The following is a 17,132-nucleotide window of genomic DNA, read 5'->3' on the forward strand; positions in this document are numbered from 1 at the left end:
GTCCTCAGCCCCGAGGCCCCCGCCGCCGAGGACGCCGCCTCCGCCTGACGGCGCGGTCGCCCGGGATCGGCGCGTAGCCGCTCAGCCGGAGGCGGCGACGCCAGTCATGCGCGAAGAACTACGGCAGCAGTGCGCAATCCGCGGCGGATGCCGCGAGACGAGCATCGAGAGTCAGCAACGAGCACTGCGCCGCGCGCGCGAGCACGACGTACATCGCGTCATACGCGCTGACGTTGTACTGAACGGTCCTGCCACCGCCCCCGCGGCATCCGCCCGGGATGGGACACTGGGGGCATGGCCCTTCACATCACCGGAGACACCGCCGCCGACACCCTGCTGACCGAGAACCCGCTCGCGCTGCTCGTGGGGATGCTGCTCGACCAGCAGGTGCCCATGGAGACCGCTTTCGCCGGTCCGCTCAAGATCGAACAGCGCACCGGTGCGGCCGATGCCGCGGCCATCGCGGGGATGGCACCCGAGGAGTTCCTCGAGGCGTTCCGCCAGACGCCCGCCGTGCACCGGTTCCCCGGGTCGATGGCCGCCCGCGTGCAGACGCTGTGCCAGGCGATCGTCGACGAGTGGGGCGGCGACGCCTCAGCGCTGTGGACCGCGGGCGACCCGGACGGTGCGGAGGTGCTGAAGCGCCTGAAGGCGCTGCCCGGCTTCGGTGAGCAGAAGGCCAAGATCTTCCTGGCGCTGCTCGGCAAGCAGTACGGCTTCACGGGCGAGGGCTGGCGCGAGGCATCGGCGCCCTACGGCGAGGACGGCTCGTACCGCAGCGTCGCCGACATCATCTCCCCCGAGTCGCTCACGAAGGTGCGCGAGTACAAGAAGGCGATGAAGGCCGCTGCCAAGGCGGCGAAGTGAAGCCCACGGGGAACGACGTCGCCGGGCTCATCGCCCGCTCCTCCCCCGCCGCTCGGCGCCGAGACGCGGAGACGCTCACCGCGCTCATGCAGGAGATCACCGGCCGCGAGCCGCAGACCTGGGGCACCATCATCGGCTTCGGCTCCTGCCACTACCGCTACCCGACCGGTACCGAGGGCGACAGCCCGCTCCTCGGCTTCGCGCCGCGCCGAGCCGCCACCACGATCTACCTCTTCGAGGGGACGGATGCGCACGCGGACGACCTGGCACGGCTCGGGCCGCACACCACCGGCGTCGGCTGCCTCTACCTCCCCGACCTGGAGCAGGTGGACCTGACGGTGCTGCGCGGGATCCTGGAGCACTCGCTCGCCTGGGCCGAAGCGGGCGGCGACGAGGGCGCGACGGTCACCGTCACCGGCTGACCGCACGCCCCCGCGGCCGCCGGGTCACGACGCCACCACGGCCGCACCCTCCGTCACACGGACAGCCGCGGCACCATGCTGCCGCGCCCGCCGCAGCCACCGCCGGTCGTGCGAGACCGTGACGACCGCGGCCGGGTGGTCGTCGAGCGCCCGCTCCAGCTGCTCGACCAGCTCCGGGTCGAGGTGGTTGGTCGGCTCGTCGAGCAGCAGCACGTCGAACGTGGAGTCCAGCGCGATCGCGAGGTCGAGCCGCCGCCGCTGCCCGACCGACAGGGCCCGCGCCGGGCGCTCGATCTCGTCCTCGCGGAACAGGCCGTGGGCGAGCAGAGCCGCACGGGCATCACTCGGGGGCACCGACGCCCGTCGCGCGAACAGCTCCACCGCGGAGCCGCGTGCGGCCGCCCGCACGTCTTGCCGCAGCCGGGCGACACGGAGTCCCGGGCGCCGATCGATCGAACCCGATGCGGCACTCAGCTCGCCCGCGAGGAGGTCGAGCAGCGTGGTCTTGCCTGCCCCGTTCGGACCGGTCACGAGCCAGCGGTCACCCGGCGCCACGGTCCACGCGGTCACGGTGAGCCGGCGGCCCGGCTCCTGGAACACGACATCGTGCAGCGTGACGAGGGCGTCGTCCTCGCCGGACGACTCCGCGTCCGGAGCCGGGCCGTCCGGCAGCACGAACCGCAGCGGCTCGGGTGGGGGCGGCGCCGGATCCTCCCGCAGCCGAGACAGTCGCTCCTTCGCCATGCGGATGCGGCCGACCGCGCCGTGGTCGCGGCTGCGGGCGCGGAAGGCGCCGTGACCGAAGCCGTCGAGCTCGAGCTTGCGCGGGATCGCGTCCAGGCGGAACGCGTTCGTCGCGAGCAGCTCCTCGGTGCGGGCGACCTCGGCCTTCCACGCCTCGTGTCGCTCCGCGAGTCGTCGTCGCTCGGTCTCCCGCGCCCGCAGGAACCCCGGGTAGCCGTCGCCGTAGCGGCGGATGCCGCCGTCGCTCACGTGCACGACCGCGGTCGCGAAGCGGTCGAGGAAGTCGCGGTCGTGGGTCACCACGACCAGGGCCCCGCGGTGCGCGGCGATCCGATCCTCGACCCAGGCGAGCGCGTGCTCGTCGAGATCGTTGGTCGGCTCGTCGAGCAGCAGCAGCTCGGCGCGGGAGGACAGTGCCACCGCGAGCGCGAGCCGGGCACGTTCCCCGCCGGACAGCGCGGCCACGGGACGCGTGCGGTCCAGGGTTCCGACGCCGAGCTGGTCGAGCGCGACGTCGATGCGGTGGTCGACGTCATAGCCGGCCCTGGTCTCGAAACGGTCCTGCAGGTCGGATACGGCTGCCAGGCGCCGCGCCTGCTCGGCGGGAAGGGCCGAGGCGAGCTGCTCGTAGGCCCGCGCGAGCTCGCGTTCCAGCGCGCGCAGGTCGCCCAGCAGGTCGTCGATCGCCGCGGAGACCGTCGCCCCCGGCGGGAACTCCGGATTCTGGAGGGCGTGGGCCACACCGCCCGGGAGGTGCAGCCGCGCCTCCCCGGCGGTCGGTGCGAGCGTTCCGGCAAGCAGCTCGAGCAGCGTGGACTTGCCGGCGCCGTTGTCGCCGATGATCGCCAGACGATCCGCGGGACCGACGACGAGATCGATCCCGTCGAGCACCCGGTGCGCGGCGAAGCGCACGCCGGCAGCGCGCAGTTCGCACACGCGGTGCGGACGGATCGCCGGGACGGTGGAGGGAGAAGGGGAAGGGAGTACAGGGAACATGAGGGGTCCTCGCTGCGGTGCGGACGGCACCGCGGATACGCGTCGGATGACGCAGGGAAACGGACCTCGATCGCGTCACAAGAGGACGCGTTCGCTCAGGACCCACCGCGGAGAAGACGTCTCGACGCAGTGTCCCGATCTAGCGAATCAGAGTACCCACGGAGAGAGACCGTAGCAGCCCCGGGCTCCCGACGCCAGGGTCGGCACGCGATCGCCCCCGCGCGTGGGGGCGCGGGGGCGATGATGGCACGAGCTCAGCGCGGGTCGGCGAAGAAGACCCGGAGGTCGGCGGCGAGCAGATCGGGGCGCTCCAGCGCGGCGAAGTGCCCGCCCTCGTCGAAACGGCTCCAGTGCACGATGTTGTCGTTGTCGCGCTCGGCGAAGACCCGGATGGTCTGGAAGTCGTCCGCGAACACCGCGACCCCGGTCCGCGCGTGGTTGACCTGCGGCTCGGCCTCGGCGCGCGCGTTCTCCAGGTAGCTGCGGCTCATGCCCGAGGCGGCGTTCGCGAACCAGTTCACGCTCACCTCCAGCAGGATGCTCTCCAGCGGCACGAGCGAGGTGCCGTTGCCGAAGGAGGTGAACAGCTCACTGTAGGCGAGGAGCCCGACCGGGGAATCGCTCAGGCCCACCGCGACGGTCTGCGGACGGGAGGCGTTCATCGCGTTGTAGCCGCCCACCGACTGGAACCACTGCATGTGCTCCAATCCCGCGTAGTCCTGCGGCTCGAGCTTCTCGAACTCCGCGGGGTCGCCCGACGGGAACGAGAACAGCTGCAGCACGTGCAGCCCGAGGAAGCCCTCCGGCGCCAGCAGCCCGAGCTCGCGCGCGACCATCGCGCCGTTGTCGGAGCCGTGGATGCCGTAGCTGTCGTAGCCGAGGCCGCGCATGAGCCGGTCGTACGCGGCGGCGACCTTCGCCACCGTCCACCCGGCGGAGGCGAGCGGCTGCGAGAAACCGTAGCCGGGGGCATCCGGGATCACGAGGTGGAACGCCTCCTCCGCGCGACCGCCGTGCGCCTCGGGGTCGGTGAGCCGGTCGATGAGGTCGAGGTAGTCGACGGAGGAACCAGGGTAGGTGTGTGCGAGCAGCAGCGGGGTCGCGTTCTCGTGCCGCGAGCGGATGTGGAGGAAGCGGATCGTCTGGCCGTCGATCTCGGTGGTGAACTGCGGGTGGGCGTTGAGCCGCTCCTGCGCGGCAGCCCAGTCGAACTCCTGCCACGCGGTCAGCGCCTCGCGCAGGAAGTGGTTCGGGGTGCCGGCGTCCCAGTCGTCGACGGGCGCGGTGCGGGGCAGGCGCGTGCGGGCGAGGCGGTCGCGGAGGTCGGCGACCTCGGCGTCGGAGACGTCGACGGAGAAGGGGCGGAAGGCGAGGGTCGTGGTGTTCATGTCTCCGACGATAGAAGCCCATTAGGCTGGATACGTTCCTAATGATTCGGCGACTTTCGGAGGCCTCATGGCGGACCCGACCGCACGGCTCCTGGCGCTGCTCGCCCTGCTGCAGACGGGTTCGGAGCGATCCGGCAGCGAGCTCGCGCAGCGGCTCCGCGTCTCACCCCGCACCGTGCGCCACGACGTCGGGCGCCTCCGCGAACTCGGATACCCGGTCGACGCCCGTCGCGGCTCCACCGGCGGCTACCGGCTCGGGGCGGGCGGCAAGCTCCCCCCGCTGCTGCTCGACGACGAGGAGGCGGTGGCGGTGACCGTCGGCCTGCGCGCCGCCGCCGGCATCGCGGGCATCGCCGACTCCGGCGCGAGAGCGCTCGCCAAGCTCGAACAGGTCCTCCCCTCGCACCTGCGCCCCACCGTCGACGCACTGCGCACGAGCGTCGACCGCGCGCCGGAGAACAACGACACCGACGCGCCAGACCCGGAGGTCGACGCCGCCGTGCTGCGGGCCGTCGCGGGAGCGATCCGCGACCAGGAGTGGCTGCGCTTCGACTACGACGGCCGCCCCGTGCTGGTCGAGCCGTACCGCCTGCTCACCTGGGTGCGACGCTGGTACCTCGTGGCCCGCGACCCGCAGACGAGCGAATGGGGCACGTACCGCGTGGACTGGATGGAGCTGCGGATGCCGACGCGCCGCCGCTTCGACCCGCAGCCGTTGCCCGGGGGCGACTACACCGCGTTCGCCATGCGCACCATCGCCGTGAGCGGCTGGCAGGTGCACGCGCGACTGCGCATCGACGCGCCCGCCGAGGCCGTGCTCGACCGTATCCACGCCGCGGTCGGCGTGGTCGAGCCGATCGACGAGGAACACTGCATCCTCGTCACCGGCGCCGACAGCCTCGACACGATCGCGGCCTACATCGGGATGCTGATGATGGACTTCACGGTCGAGTCGCCGCCCGAGCTGCTGCCCCGACTCCAGCTGCTGTCGGAGCGGTATGCCAGGGCCGTCGCGGGCTCCTGACCCCGGAGGTCAGGCCCCGCGCAGGCGCTCCGCGAGGTACGCGTGCAGGCCGTCGATCGGCACCCGCTCCTGCGCCATCGTGTCGCGGTCGCGCACCGTGACGGCCCGGTCGTCGAGCGAGTCGAAGTCGACCGTCACGCAGAACGGGGTGCCGATCTCGTCCTGACGACGGTAGCGGCGACCGATCGCGCCGGCGTCGTCGAAGTCCACGGCCCACGAGCCGCGCAGGGTGTCGGCCACCTCGCGCGCGAGCGGCGACAGGTTCTCGTTGCGGCTGAGCGGCAGCACCGCGGCCTTGACGGGAGCCAGACGCGGGTCGAGCTTGAGCACCGTGCGGGTGTCGGTGCCGCCCTTGGCGTTGGGCACCTGCTCCTCCACATACGCGTCGACGAGGAACGCCATCATGGCTCGCGTGAGGCCGAACGACGGCTCGATCACGTACGGCGTGTAGCGCTCGCCCGTCGCCTGGTCGAAGTAGGTCAGGCTCTGGCCGGACGCCTCGCTGTGACTGGAGAGGTCGTAGTCGGTGCGGTTGGCGACGCCCATGAGCTCGCCCCACTCCTTGCCCGCGAAACCGAAGCGGTACTCCACGTCGATCGTGCCGGCGGAGTAGTGCGCGCGGTCCTCCTCGGGCACGTCGAACTGCCGCATGTTCTCCGGGTCGATGCCGAGGTCGATGAACCAGTTCCAGCACGCCTCGACCCAGTGGTCGAACCACTGCGGGGCCTCGGCGGGCGGCGTGAAGAACTCGATCTCCATCTGCTCGAACTCGCGCGTGCGGAAGATGAAGTTGCCGGGGGTGATCTCGTTGCGGAACGCCTTGCCGACCTGGCCGATGCCGAACGGCGGCTTCTTGCGGCTCGCGGTGAGCACGTTGGAGAAGTTGACGAAGATGCCCTGCGCGGTCTCGGGACGCAGGTAGTACAGGCCGGACTCGTCATCGACCACGCCGAGGTACGTCTTCACCAGACCGGAGAACGCCTTGGGCTCGGTGTACTGGCCCTTGGTGCCGCAGTTCGGGCACGGGATGTCGGCGAGACCGTTCTCGGCCTTGCGGCCCTTGCGCGCCTCGAAGTCCTCGATCAGGTTGTCGGCGCGGAAGCGCTTGTGGCACTGCAGGCACTCCACCAGCGGGTCGGTGAAGGTGGCGACGTGACCCGACGCCTCCCACACGCGCTTGGGCAGGATGATGCTGGAGTCGAGGCCGACCATGTCGCCACGGCCGCGCACGAACGTCTGCCACCACTGGCGACGGATGTTCTCCTTGAGCTCGGTGCCGAGGGGTCCGTAGTCCCAGGCCGACCGGGAACCGCCGTAGATCTCACCCGCCTGGAACACGAACCCGCGGTGGCGGGCGAGGGCGATGACCTTGTCAAGACGGGACTGTTCGGCCACGGTGGCTCCAATGGTCGGATGCGGAGAACGCCCGTGAGCACGGGCATCCCCATTCTATCGGTGGTCGCAGCGCGCCCCCTGGCCGCGGTCGCCGCCGGAGAGTACCGTCCCACGCATGAGCACCACCGAGCGACAGCCCGCTTCCCGCGACGAGGACACCCGCTTCTTCGGGCAGCCCTGGCCCCTCGTGCACGTCTTCGGCGTCGAGATGTGGGAGCGCTTCAGCTTCTACGGCATGCAGGGCATCCTGCTCATCTACCTCTACCACTCGGCCACGCAGGGCGGTCTCGGTCTGCCCGAGGCCACGGCCGGCGGGATCCTCGGCGCGTACGGCGGCTCGGTCTACCTCGCGACGATCCTCGGCGCCTGGCTCGCCGACCGGCTGTTCGGCTCGGAGCGCGTGCTGTTCGTGAGCGCGATGGTGATCGTCGCCGGGCACCTCGCGCTCGCCCTGCTGCCGGGCTTCGTGGGCGTCGGGGTCGGACTCGTGCTCGTGGCGCTCGGCTCCGGCGGCCTCAAGGCCAACGCGACCGCCGTCGTCGGCACCCTCTACACCCCGGACGACGTGCGCCGCGACGCCGGGTTCTCGCTGTTCTATCTGGGCATCAACCTCGGCGCCTTCCTCGGGCCGATCCTCACCGGTCTGCTCCAGTCCACGCTCGGGTTCCACTGGGGCTTCGGACTCGCCGCGCTCGGGATGACGCTCGGCCTCGTGCAGTACGCGTTCGGACGGCGCGGGCTCCCGGACACGGCGCGCGAGGTGCCCAACCCCCTGCCCCGCTCGCGCTACCCGCTGGTGGGGATCATCGCGGGCGGCGCCGTGCTCGTCATCGCCGTGTGCGTGCTCACCGGGCTGATCCACGCCGACAACCTCGCACTCATCGTGATCGTCGGCACGATCGTCGCGGCGATCGCCTACTTCGCGGTCATCCTGTCCAGCCACCGCATCGACGCCACCGAGCGCTCGCGCGTCTGGAGCTTCGTCCCGCTGTTCCTCACCAGCGTGGCGTTCTGGTCGTTGTACCAGCAGCAGTTCACCGTGCTGACCGTCTACTCCGACAAGCGCCTGGACCGGAACCTGTTCGGGTGGGAGATGCCGGTGTCGTGGGTGCAGTCCATCAACCCGGTGTTCATCATCATCCTGTCGGGCGTCTTCGCCGCGATCTGGACCAAGCTCGGCACCCGGCAGCCGTCGACGCCGGTGAAGTTCGGGCTCGCCGCCATCATCATGGGCGCGGCGTTCCTGCTGTTCCTGCCGTTCTCCGGGGGCGGCGAGAACTCCACGCCGCTGCTGGCGATCGTCGGCATCCTCTTCGTGTTCACGGTCGCCGAGCTGCTGCTGTCCCCCGTCGGGCTCTCCGCCTCGACCAAGCTCGCCCCCGCGGTGTTCCACACGCAGATGGTGGCGCTGTTCTTCCTGTCGGTGGCGCTGGGCACGGCGATCGCCGGGTGGCTCGTGCAGTTCTACGACCCCGAGAACGAGGTGCCGTTCTTCTCGATCCTCGGCGGGATCGCGATCCTCGTCGGCGTCGGGATGCTGCTGAGCGTGAAGCCGGTGCTGCGCCTCATGCGCGGCGTGCGCTGAGCCGCGCCGTCACCCGGCGAGGGGCTCAGGCGGTGAACAGGTAGCCGCGCCCCGACTCGAAACCGGCGATCCGCAGACCGCTGCCGAGCAGACCCTCCATCTGCGCGCGCAGCCGCAGCCGCCACTCGTGCGCGGCCGCCGGGTCGGAGACCCGCATCGCCTCGATGTCGTCCGGGATCTCCAGGGTCTCCACGACGTCGCCGTCGGCCGGGGGCTTGGCGATGTCGGCCAGCGCCCACTCGACATCGAGCCGGTCGCTCTCATCGCCCGCGTCACCGCCGCCGAAGATGCCGTAGCGGTTCACGGAGTAGCCGGTGGCGCGGGCCCCGAGCACCGAGAAGAAGAAGTGCGCGTTGCGGGCCACGAGCGGGTCGAACACCCACGTGATGCGGCCGACGTCGCGCGAGAACGCCCACTGCCGCTGGTGCTCCTTCAGCTCGCGACCCCAGCCGCGGCCGCGGTACTCCGGCAGCAGCGCCGTGATGTGCGAGTGCATCGCCCGGCGCGCCGGTTCGCCGAAGAACGCGATGGACGCACCGACCATGCGCTCCTCATCGCCCTCGCCGTCGAAGAACCCGACGACGTAGTTGCCCGACTGCTGCAGGGCGCGGAGGGTGCCGGCATCGACCACGCGCTGCGGACCCCGGATGGAGTCGAGCAGGCCCTGCGCGTCGAGGATGAGTTCAACGGTGTCGAGGTCACGGATGGTACGCACGGCTCCAGTCTGCCCCTCCACGGCGGGTTCGCGGAAACCCGGGCGGGCCTCAGCGGTACGGGAACGCCTCTCCCCCGCCCGCGGCGAGCGCATCGGCGACGATGCGGAGGTGCTCCGACGCCATCTCGGGCGGCAGCGGGGGAAGGATCTCGTCCCAGAACGCGAGCACCGCGCCGCGCCCCTGCATCATGCCGGCGGGGCGCCCCATCGCCCACATGTGGAAGTGCGCGGAACCATCGTTCCAGCGTCCGAAGTGACAGCGGGCGACCCCGGGGACGCTCTTCACCGCCTGCGACACCCGCTGCAGCAGCGGGCCCAGCGCCGCGAGCACGTCATGCGGGGCGTCCTCGAGCAGCCAGTGCTCGCGCGGGGCGACGCCGCCGATGAACGGCAGGCCGCCGACGTCCCAGCCGGCGCGCACCTGCCAGAGGTCGTCGTGCCAGATCGTGTGCGGGCTCGGACCGCAGTGCCCGCACTCGCGCGGGTCGAGCTCCCCCACCCTCGGCTCCTCCGGCACCAGCATCGGCTCGAGCGGTCGCATCGTCACCGTCTCGAAGGCCCACGGCAGACCGTCGGCGATCGCCGAGGCGTCGAGCACCTCTCCGATCGGCAGTCGGCGGTGGAACGGGGAATCGGCCGGGTGCTGCGTGGGTGGGGCGTCGTCGCTCATCCGTTCATGCAACCACGGCGCGGTCCACCCGGTCACACGGCGCGCAGGGCGTCGCGGTCGAGCTGCGCGACCGCGGTCAGCCCGGCGAGGCCGAGGGTGATGTCGAGCTCGGCGAGCACGTTCCGCACCACCTCGCGCACCCCCTGCTCGCCCGCGATGCCGAGGCCGTACGCGTAGGGCCGGCCGAGCGCGACCACCGTGGCGCCGAGCGCGAGGGCGATCGCGACATCGGCGCCGCCGCGCACCCCGGAGTCGAACACGATCGGCACCCGCCCGGCCACCTGCTCCGCGATCGTCGGCAGCACGTCGAGGGTGGGCACGGACCGGTCGATCTGGCGTCCGCCGTGGTTGGAGATCCAGATGCCGTCCACGCCCGCGTCCAGCGCGCGCTGCGCATCGTCCGGGTGCACGATGCCCTTGAGGATGATCGGCAGCGTGGTCCACTCGCGCGCCTTCGCGAGGTCGTCCCACGTGAGCGCGGGGGTGGAGAACACGTCGAGGAACGTCTCGACGGCCGCCCGCGGCAACGGCGAGCGCAGGTTGTCGCGCAGGCGTCCGCCCTCGGTGAGGGCCGCGCCCTTCCTGGCGATGCTGAGCGCGGCGGCGACTGCTGTCGGGGTGACCTTCACCGCGGAGGCGTCGCTCTTCGGGGCGGCCGCCCGCTGTCGCACGAGCTCGCGGAACACGGGATCGCTGGTGTACTGCGCGATGCCCAGGCCGCGGGTGAACGGCAGGTAGGCGAGGTCGAGGTCCCGCGTGCGCCACCCCAGCAGGTGCGTGTCGAGCGTGACGACGATCGCCTCGCAGCCGGACGCCGCGGCGCGGGCGAGCAGGGAACGGTTCAGGTCGTCCGACGACGACCAGTACAGCTGGAACAGCCGTGACCCGGACGGCGCCGCGGCCGCCACATGCTCCATCGGGAGCGACGCCTGGTTCGACAGCGCGTACGGGACGCCGAGGGAGGCGGCGGCGCGGGCGACCGCACGGTCGGCGTCGGGGTGCGCGAGCTCCATGACCCCGAGCGGCGCGAGGATCAGCGGGCTCGTCCGTCGTGTCCCGAGGAACTCGACGCCGAGGTCGCGTTCGCTGACGTCGCGCAGCGGCCGCGGCCAGACCTGCCACCGATCGAACGCCGCCCGGTTCGCCGTCACCGTGTGCTCCGCTCCCGCACCCCCGGCGATGTACGCGAAGGCCTCGGCGCTCAGCGTCTTCCGCGCCGCCTCCTCCAGCGCGGCCGGGGCGACCGGGACGGCCGGTCGGGTGCCGCTGATCCCGGCGCGATAGATGTCGGACTGGGTACGCCGGGAGATGCCGCGGTGGGCGGCGGGATCGTCCGGAGCGACGCTGCTCGTGACCATGACCACATGCTAGCCACGGCCGAACGGCCCCGCACCGCGCACGGGCCGATAGCCTGGGCCGGTGGGTGCGAGCGACGACAGAGCCAGGAAGCGCCTCTCCCGCACCCCGCCCCGGTGGGCGATCATCGCGGTGCTGGCCTTCGCGGGCCTGTGTTCGTCGTTCATGTTCACGCTCGTCGTGCCGCTGCAGGCCGAGCTGCCGCAGCTGCTGAACGCCTCGCGCGAAGACACCACGTGGGTCGTCACGATCACGCTGCTCGTCGCCGCCGTCGCCACCCCGATCTCGGGCCGCCTCGGCGACATGTACGGCAAGCGCCGCGTGGTCATCGTGCTGCTCGCGATCCTGATCCTCGGCTCCGTGATCGCCGCCGTGTCCGGCTCGATCGTCGGCGTGATCATCGGTCGCGCCCTGCAGGGTGCCGTGACGGGCGTGGTGCCGCTGGGCATCGCGATCATGCGCGACGTGCTCCCGCCCGAGCGCCTGGGCACCGCGGTCGCCCTCATGAGCGCGACCATGGGCGTCGGCGGCGCGATCGGCATGCCCGTGGCTGCGCTGCTCGCGGAGAACGCCGACTGGCACATGCTCTTCTGGCTCGCCGCAGCGCTCGGCGTCGCCGGACTCGCGCTCGTGCTCGCGGTCGTGCCGGAAGACGTGCTCCGCTCCCCCGGTCGGCTCGACGTGCTCGGCGCCGTCGGCCTCGCGATCGGCCTCACCGGGCTGCTGCTCTTCGTGTCGCGCGGCGCCGAGTGGGGCTGGACGTCGCCCGTGACCCTCGCGTGCGTGATCGGCGGCGTCGCCGTGCTGCTGGTGTGGGGCTGGTACCAGCTCAGGACGAGGGATCCGCTGCTCGACCTGCGCGTGGCCGCGCGGCCCGCCGTGCTGTTCACCAACATCGCCGCGATCGGGATGGGCTTCGCCCTGTTCGCGTCGAACGTCACGTTCCCGCAGATGCTGGAGATGCCGGTGGTCGGCGGCGGCTTCGGGCTCGACATGGTCGCGGCCTCGCTCGTGATCATGCCGGCCGGCCTGGTGATGATGGTGATCTCCCCGCTGTCCGGCTGGCTGGAGCGCACCGTCGGACCGCGCCCCCTCTTCACCGTGGGCGCGATCGCGATCGTGCTCGCCTACGTGTTCGTGCTGCTGTGGTCCACGGCCGTGTGGCACGTGTTCGTCGCGAACATCTTCATCGGCATCGGCATCGGGTTCACGTTCGCCGCGATGCCGATGATCATCATGCGCTCGGTGCCGGCGAACGAGACCGGCGCCTCGAACGGGCTCAACGCGCTGTTCCGCTCGGTGGGCACCTCGACCGCCTCGGCCGTGATGGGCGGCGTCCTCGCCGCCATGAGCATCGACGTCGACGGGGTGGCCGTCCCTACGCGCAGCGCGTTCGAGGTGTGCTTCTGGCTCGCGATCGCGGCCGGGGTGCTCGCGGTCGTGCTGTCGCTGTTCATCCCGCGGCGCCGCGCCGCCGAGCAGCATCCGTCGCTGCCCGAGTGACGCCCTCGGCGCGACGCGTCAGTGGGTGTACTCCATCAGCTCGACGCCCAGCACACGGAACGCGTCGTGCGCGAGCCTCTCCAGTCTGTGCGCTGCGGGCGGGCCGGATCAATGGCGAATGCGACCCGATTGAGACCAGAGGACGTAGGTCACAACCCAGAATCCGGCATCGATTGCGAGCACGGACAGCAACTCGATCGATGCAGCCCAGAGCCCTACCGCAACGAAGAATCCCTGAAGGACGACGATCGGTGCGATGACAAGTGTCGCGAACAGCGCCGGCCTCATTCGTCTCCGTTTCATCGCTGGCAACTGAATCCAGTCGGCCCGACCAGCGGATAGATCCTCATCTGTCGGTTGTACGGGCATACCCCATTGGCGACGATGATTCCCACGATCATTGCGATCACAGCGGCACCGACGCCGCAACCGACACCGGCGGTGGTCGGCGCGAGCAGCGCACAGATCGCTGCGACCAACGCACCAGATGCGCCGGTCACCATTGCCTGTTGCTCGGCATTCGTGAGCTGAATGTACGGCCAGGGGTCAGCACCGCCAACCACCGTCGCCCTCATGAGGCCGCGGACCGCACTTCCCGCGGCCAGAGCCGTCGGAAAGACGATGGTCATCCCGGGCGCGAGCTCATAGGTGGAGACGACGCCATTGCGATCGATCTCCACCGACGAGGGTGCGTTCGTTTCTCGGAGTCCGTCGCGCAACTCTGCAAATGCCTCACTCAGTTCGGCGGGGCTTGCGCCAGCCTCTCCCAGAGACACAACCGCGAGGAACGCCTGCCCTTCGTCGCTGTTCAAGACCTCGCTCGGCACTGCAGCGAGATCAAACCGGTGCGCGTCGTGGTCGTAGGCGGCCACGAGTTGATTGATCCGCGATACAAGCGCATTGATCGATGCGTCCCCGCCCACCGCTCCTGCGGGAGGGGCACCTGCGACGCTACCGCTCGTTTTCGGCGTCGCCGCCACGTCTTCTCGCGCGCTGGCGGGCGACACCGTCGCGAGTGCCGTGCAAAGTACGACGGCAGCGCCGAGGAACATCTGCAAACCCCGCCTCATTGGTCGACCTTCCCGCTCGATCCCGGGACCCCGAAATCCGTTGAGCGCATGCTGATCTCCTTGAACTCTTCGGGCGTACCCGCATCGAGTTTGGACGAAGGGTGAGCGCAGTGGACCTGTAGAGTGTTACACGTCATGCGTCACATGTCTGTCCACCTTTCGGAGGACATGAGTGGCGGGTTCGTCGAGAGCTGCCCTGCCGGTCGCCTCAGTGGGTGTACTCCATCAGCTCGACGCCCAGCACACGGAACGCATCGTGCGCACGCAGACGGTGCGTGATCGACAGGTCGTCGAAGCACACGATGAGCGCGTAGCCGACGCCCGCGCGCGGCCCCGCCAGCACGCCCGCCTCGGCACGGACACCGCGGTCGCGGCCGGTCTTGTTCACGAACAGCAGCCCGTGCGCGTCGTGGTCGTGCGCGAACGGGTCGAGCCCGGTCGCGGAGGCCACCAGACTCAGGTCCTGGTTGAGGCTCAGCCACTCGGCCACCTGCGCGCTCACCGCGGCATCGACCACCTGGGAGTTGACGAGCGCGGAGAACAGCCCGGCGAACTCGCGCGCCGACCCCACCGCCACCTGCGGCGCGTCGTCGGGGCCACGGCGGTCGCGGAACCGGTCGAGCAGCGCGGTGCGGCGCAGGCCGAGCCCCTCGATGCGCTCGCGCACCCGGTCGTGCCCGACCTTCTCCAACAGGATGTTGACCGCGATGGGGTCGCCCGCGGTCGCGGCCAGCACCGCCAGATCTTCCAGCGGCAGCGCGGGAGCCCGCAGGTGCCGCCACAACCCGGACGACTCGACCGCGTCGACGCTCGCGCGCTCCACGATCTCGAGCGGGTCGAGCGCTCCGGACTCGAACGCCGCCGCGACCTCGATCAGCAGCGGGACGACCCCGAGCCCGCCGACGGGCATGGTGACGTGGTCGTCGCCCGCCAGGACATGCACGTGCGAGTCGAGGTCGACCACGTGCACCGACACCTGGGCGCCCGCATCGACCAGGCCCTCGAGAGCCTTGAGCGTGGCCGTGAACGATCGGCGGCCGAGGGCGGCCCGACGGGGCAGACGACGGCTCGTGCGCTGCTGCGAACGGCGCCCGCTCGATGACGCGGACGCGCCTCCCATCGACTCGGGGACCGGGGAGTTCCGGAACCCGTCGCCAGGCTCGAGTGCGGCCACGCGTGATCCTTCGGGAGGGGGCTGATCGGCATGCCAAGGGAGTCGCTCCCCAGCGGCAGGGCTATCGTAACCCCACCGCCGGGGGACACCTCACAGCCTGAGGAGAATGGTCACCAGATGGTCACCCGCGACGCCTCGGGCAGCCACAGGGCATCGTCCGGCGTCACGTCGAAGGCCTCGTAGAACGCGTCGATGTTGCGCACGATCTGGTTGCAGCGGAACTCGTTGGGCGAGTGCGGGTCGATCGTGAGCAGCCGCAGCGTCTCCGCCTCCCGGCTCTTCTGCTGCCAGACCTGCGCCCACGACAGCAGCAGCCGCTGCACGCCCGTGTAGCCGTCGATGACCGGCGCCTCCTGCCCACCCAGCGACAGCTCGTACGCCTGGAGCGCGATGCCCAGACCGCCGAGGTCGCCGATGTTCTCGCCGATCGTGAGGGCGCCGTTCACGTGATGCTCCGCGTCCAGCCCCTCAGGGACGAGCTCGTCGTACTGGGCGATCAGCGCCTTGGTGCGCTCCTCGAACGCGGCGCGGTCGGCGTCGGTCCACCAGTCCTGCAGACGTCCGTCGCCGTCGTAGCGGCTGCCCTGGTCGTCGAAGCCGTGACCGATCTCGTGTCCGATGACCGCGCCGATGCCGCCGTAGTTCGCGGCCGCGTCGCGACCCGCGTCGAAGAACGGATACTGCAGGATCGCGGCGGGGAAGACGATCTCGTTCATCGACGGGTTGTAGTACGCGTTGACCATCTGCGGCGGCATGTGCCACTCGGTGCGGTCGATGGGCTTGCCGACCTTGTCGATGTTGCGGTCGTGCTCGAAGGTCGCCGCGCGACGCACGTTGCCGAGCAGATCCTCGCGGTCGATCACGAGGCTGGAGTAGTCGCGCCACACCTCGGGGTGGCCGATCTTGGGCGTGAACGCGTCGAGCTTGGCGAGCGCACGCTGCCGGGTCTCCGCCGTCATCCACTCTAGCGTCTCGATGCTCTGCCGGTACGCCTCGATGAGGTTGCCGACGAGCTCGTCCATCGCGGCCTTCGCCGTCGGCGGGTAGTGCCGCTCGACGTACACCTTGCCGATCGCCTCGCCGAGCGCGCCCTCGGTGACCGAGACGCCGCGCTTCCAGCGCTCCCGGATCGTGGGGACGCCGGTGAGCTCGGTGCCGTAGAACGAGAAGTTCTCCAGCACCAGGTCGTCGGTCAGGTAGGGTGCGGCGGCGTGCACGACCTTGGCGCGCAGCCAGGCCTTCCAGTCGTCGAGGCGCTCGGCGGTGAGCAGCGCACCCAGCCCCTCGAAGAAGCTGGGCTGCGACACGACCACCTCGTCGAACGCGGAGGGGTTCGACGGCGTGACGGCCTCGCGCCACGGTGCGAGGTCGACGCCCGCGAGCTCCTGCAGCTCGTCCCAGGTCTTGAGGTTGTAGGTGGCGACCGCGTCGCGGCTGCGCACGTTGTCCCAGTGGTGGCCCGCGAGCTCGGTCTCCAGGGCGATGGAGCGTTCGGCCTGGTCCGCGGCGTCGGCGATGCCCGCCAGGGACAGCAGGCGCTCGAGGTGGGCGCGGTACGCGGCGCGCGTGTCGGCGAAGGTGTCGAGGCGGAAGTAGCTCTCGTCCGGCAGCGACAGCCCGGCCTGCACGAGCACCGGGATGTAGCGCTCCGGGTCTCCCGGGTCGCCGTCGACGTAGAGGCCGATCACCGCGGCGCGCCCGTCACGGTCGTACGCCCCCACGGTGCGCAGGAAGCCGGGGATGTCGGCGATCGCGTCGATCTCGGCGAGGGTCTCCGCGAGCGGCGCGACCCCGGCGGCCGCGATGCGGTCGGTGTCCATGAAGCTCGCGAACAGGTCGCCGATCTTGCGGGCGAGCGTGCCCTCCTCGGCGTCCTGCGACTCCTCGATGATCGTGCGGACGTCTTTCTCCGCCTGCTCGGCCAGCAGGTGGAAGGAGCCCCAGCGCGCCTTGTCGCCGGGGATCTCGGTGCGGGAGATCCAGGCGCCGTTCACGTGACGGTACAGGTCGTCCTGCGGGCGGATGTCGGGGCTGAACTCGTCGAGGGCGAGGCCCACGGGAAGCGCGTCGGTCATGCGCTCCAGCCTATGACGGGGGTCCCCCACGGTGTCGAGGGCGGACATGCCCGGGCACGGATCAGCGCGGCCGTCGCCCGAACAGCCGGCGACGCGGACGCGCGGGGGCGGCGGCCTCTGCCGACGATGCGACCCCGCGGGCGGAGCG

14 protein-coding genes are annotated in these 17,132 nt (G+C 71.0%); 5 read left to right on the forward strand and 9 right to left on the reverse strand.

Annotated elements, in window-relative coordinates:
- Positions 1-294: 294 nt before the first annotated feature.
- On the forward strand, positions 295-867 hold the full coding sequence (locus tag DW299_RS15905; RefSeq protein WP_136037154.1) for an HhH-GPD-type base excision DNA repair protein: 573 nt from the start codon (positions 295-297) through the stop codon (positions 865-867).
- Positions 864-1,289: a DUF1801 domain-containing protein gene (locus tag DW299_RS15910; protein WP_136030748.1), complete on the forward strand. Its 426-nt coding sequence runs from the start codon at positions 864-866 to the stop codon at positions 1,287-1,289. The genes DW299_RS15905 and DW299_RS15910 overlap by 4 nt, the downstream gene beginning before the upstream one ends.
- Before the next feature lie 24 nt (positions 1,290-1,313).
- Here DW299_RS15910 and DW299_RS15915 read toward each other — a convergent pair whose 3' ends face one another.
- Positions 1,314-3,029: an ABC-F family ATP-binding cassette domain-containing protein gene (locus DW299_RS15915; RefSeq protein WP_136037155.1), complete on the reverse strand. Its 1,716-nt coding sequence runs from the start codon at positions 3,027-3,029 to the stop codon at positions 1,314-1,316.
- Positions 3,030-3,283: 254 nt separating this feature from the next.
- On the reverse strand, positions 3,284-4,417 hold the full coding sequence (locus DW299_RS15920) for an epoxide hydrolase family protein (RefSeq protein WP_136037156.1): 1,134 nt from the start codon (positions 4,415-4,417) through the stop codon (positions 3,284-3,286).
- Positions 4,418-4,484: 67 nt separating this feature from the next.
- On the opposite strand from DW299_RS15920, the gene DW299_RS15925 reads away from it, so the two are divergent.
- Positions 4,485-5,441 (forward strand): helix-turn-helix transcriptional regulator, encoded by a 957-nt coding sequence (locus tag DW299_RS15925; RefSeq protein WP_136037157.1) that lies wholly within the window; start codon positions 4,485-4,487, stop codon positions 5,439-5,441.
- A gap of 9 nt (positions 5,442-5,450) precedes the next feature.
- Here DW299_RS15925 and DW299_RS15930 read toward each other — a convergent pair whose 3' ends face one another.
- A complete protein-coding gene (locus DW299_RS15930; protein WP_136030756.1) occupies positions 5,451-6,836 on the reverse strand; it encodes a glycine--tRNA ligase in 1,386 nt (461 codons plus the stop codon).
- A 115-nt stretch (positions 6,837-6,951) separates the two neighbouring features.
- Here DW299_RS15930 and DW299_RS15935 point away from each other — a divergent pair, with 115 nt between their 5' ends.
- Complete coding sequence (locus tag DW299_RS15935; protein WP_136030758.1) at positions 6,952-8,421, forward strand: peptide MFS transporter; 1,470 nt, start codon at positions 6,952-6,954, stop codon at positions 8,419-8,421.
- Positions 8,422-8,446: 25 nt separating this feature from the next.
- Here the strand turns inward: DW299_RS15935 and DW299_RS15940 are convergent, their stop codons facing one another.
- From DW299_RS15940 to DW299_RS15950, 3 genes are read right to left on the reverse strand one after another with little or no spacing between them, the layout of a single operon-like run.
- Positions 8,447-9,136 (reverse strand): GNAT family N-acetyltransferase, encoded by a 690-nt coding sequence (locus DW299_RS15940; protein WP_136030761.1) that lies wholly within the window; start codon positions 9,134-9,136, stop codon positions 8,447-8,449.
- Positions 9,137-9,185: 49 nt separating this feature from the next.
- Positions 9,186-9,806 carry a hypothetical protein gene (locus tag DW299_RS15945; RefSeq protein ID WP_136037158.1) on the reverse strand — a complete coding sequence of 207 codons (621 nt, stop codon included), beginning with the start codon at positions 9,804-9,806 and terminating at the stop codon, positions 9,186-9,188.
- A gap of 32 nt (positions 9,807-9,838) precedes the next feature.
- A complete protein-coding gene (locus tag DW299_RS15950) occupies positions 9,839-11,164 on the reverse strand; it encodes an alpha-hydroxy-acid oxidizing protein (protein WP_136037159.1) in 1,326 nt (441 codons plus the stop codon).
- A 61-nt stretch (positions 11,165-11,225) separates the two neighbouring features.
- Here DW299_RS15950 and DW299_RS15955 point away from each other — a divergent pair, with 61 nt between their 5' ends.
- Positions 11,226-12,665, forward strand: coding sequence for an MFS transporter (locus tag DW299_RS15955; RefSeq protein ID WP_136030769.1), 1,440 nt, complete (start codon positions 11,226-11,228; stop codon positions 12,663-12,665).
- Positions 12,666-12,964: 299 nt separating this feature from the next.
- On the opposite strand, the gene DW299_RS15960 is transcribed toward DW299_RS15955, so the two are convergent.
- The 3 genes from DW299_RS15960 to DW299_RS15970 form a co-directional block, all read right to left on the reverse strand.
- Positions 12,965-13,723, reverse strand: a complete 759-nt coding sequence (locus tag DW299_RS15960; RefSeq protein WP_136037160.1) for a hypothetical protein — start codon at positions 13,721-13,723, stop codon at positions 12,965-12,967.
- 220 nt (positions 13,724-13,943) lie between these two features.
- Positions 13,944-14,909 (reverse strand): serine hydrolase, encoded by a 966-nt coding sequence (locus DW299_RS15965; protein WP_136030775.1) that lies wholly within the window; start codon positions 14,907-14,909, stop codon positions 13,944-13,946.
- Between the two features lie 110 nt (positions 14,910-15,019).
- On the reverse strand, positions 15,020-16,984 hold the full coding sequence (locus DW299_RS15970; protein WP_136037161.1) for a M13 family metallopeptidase: 1,965 nt from the start codon (positions 16,982-16,984) through the stop codon (positions 15,020-15,022).
- Positions 16,985-17,132: the final 148 nt, after the last annotated feature.

Source organism: Microbacterium sp. K35 (assembly GCF_004794375.1).
In the GTDB taxonomy this organism is placed as follows: domain Bacteria; phylum Actinomycetota; class Actinomycetes; order Actinomycetales; family Microbacteriaceae; genus Microbacterium; species Microbacterium sufflavum.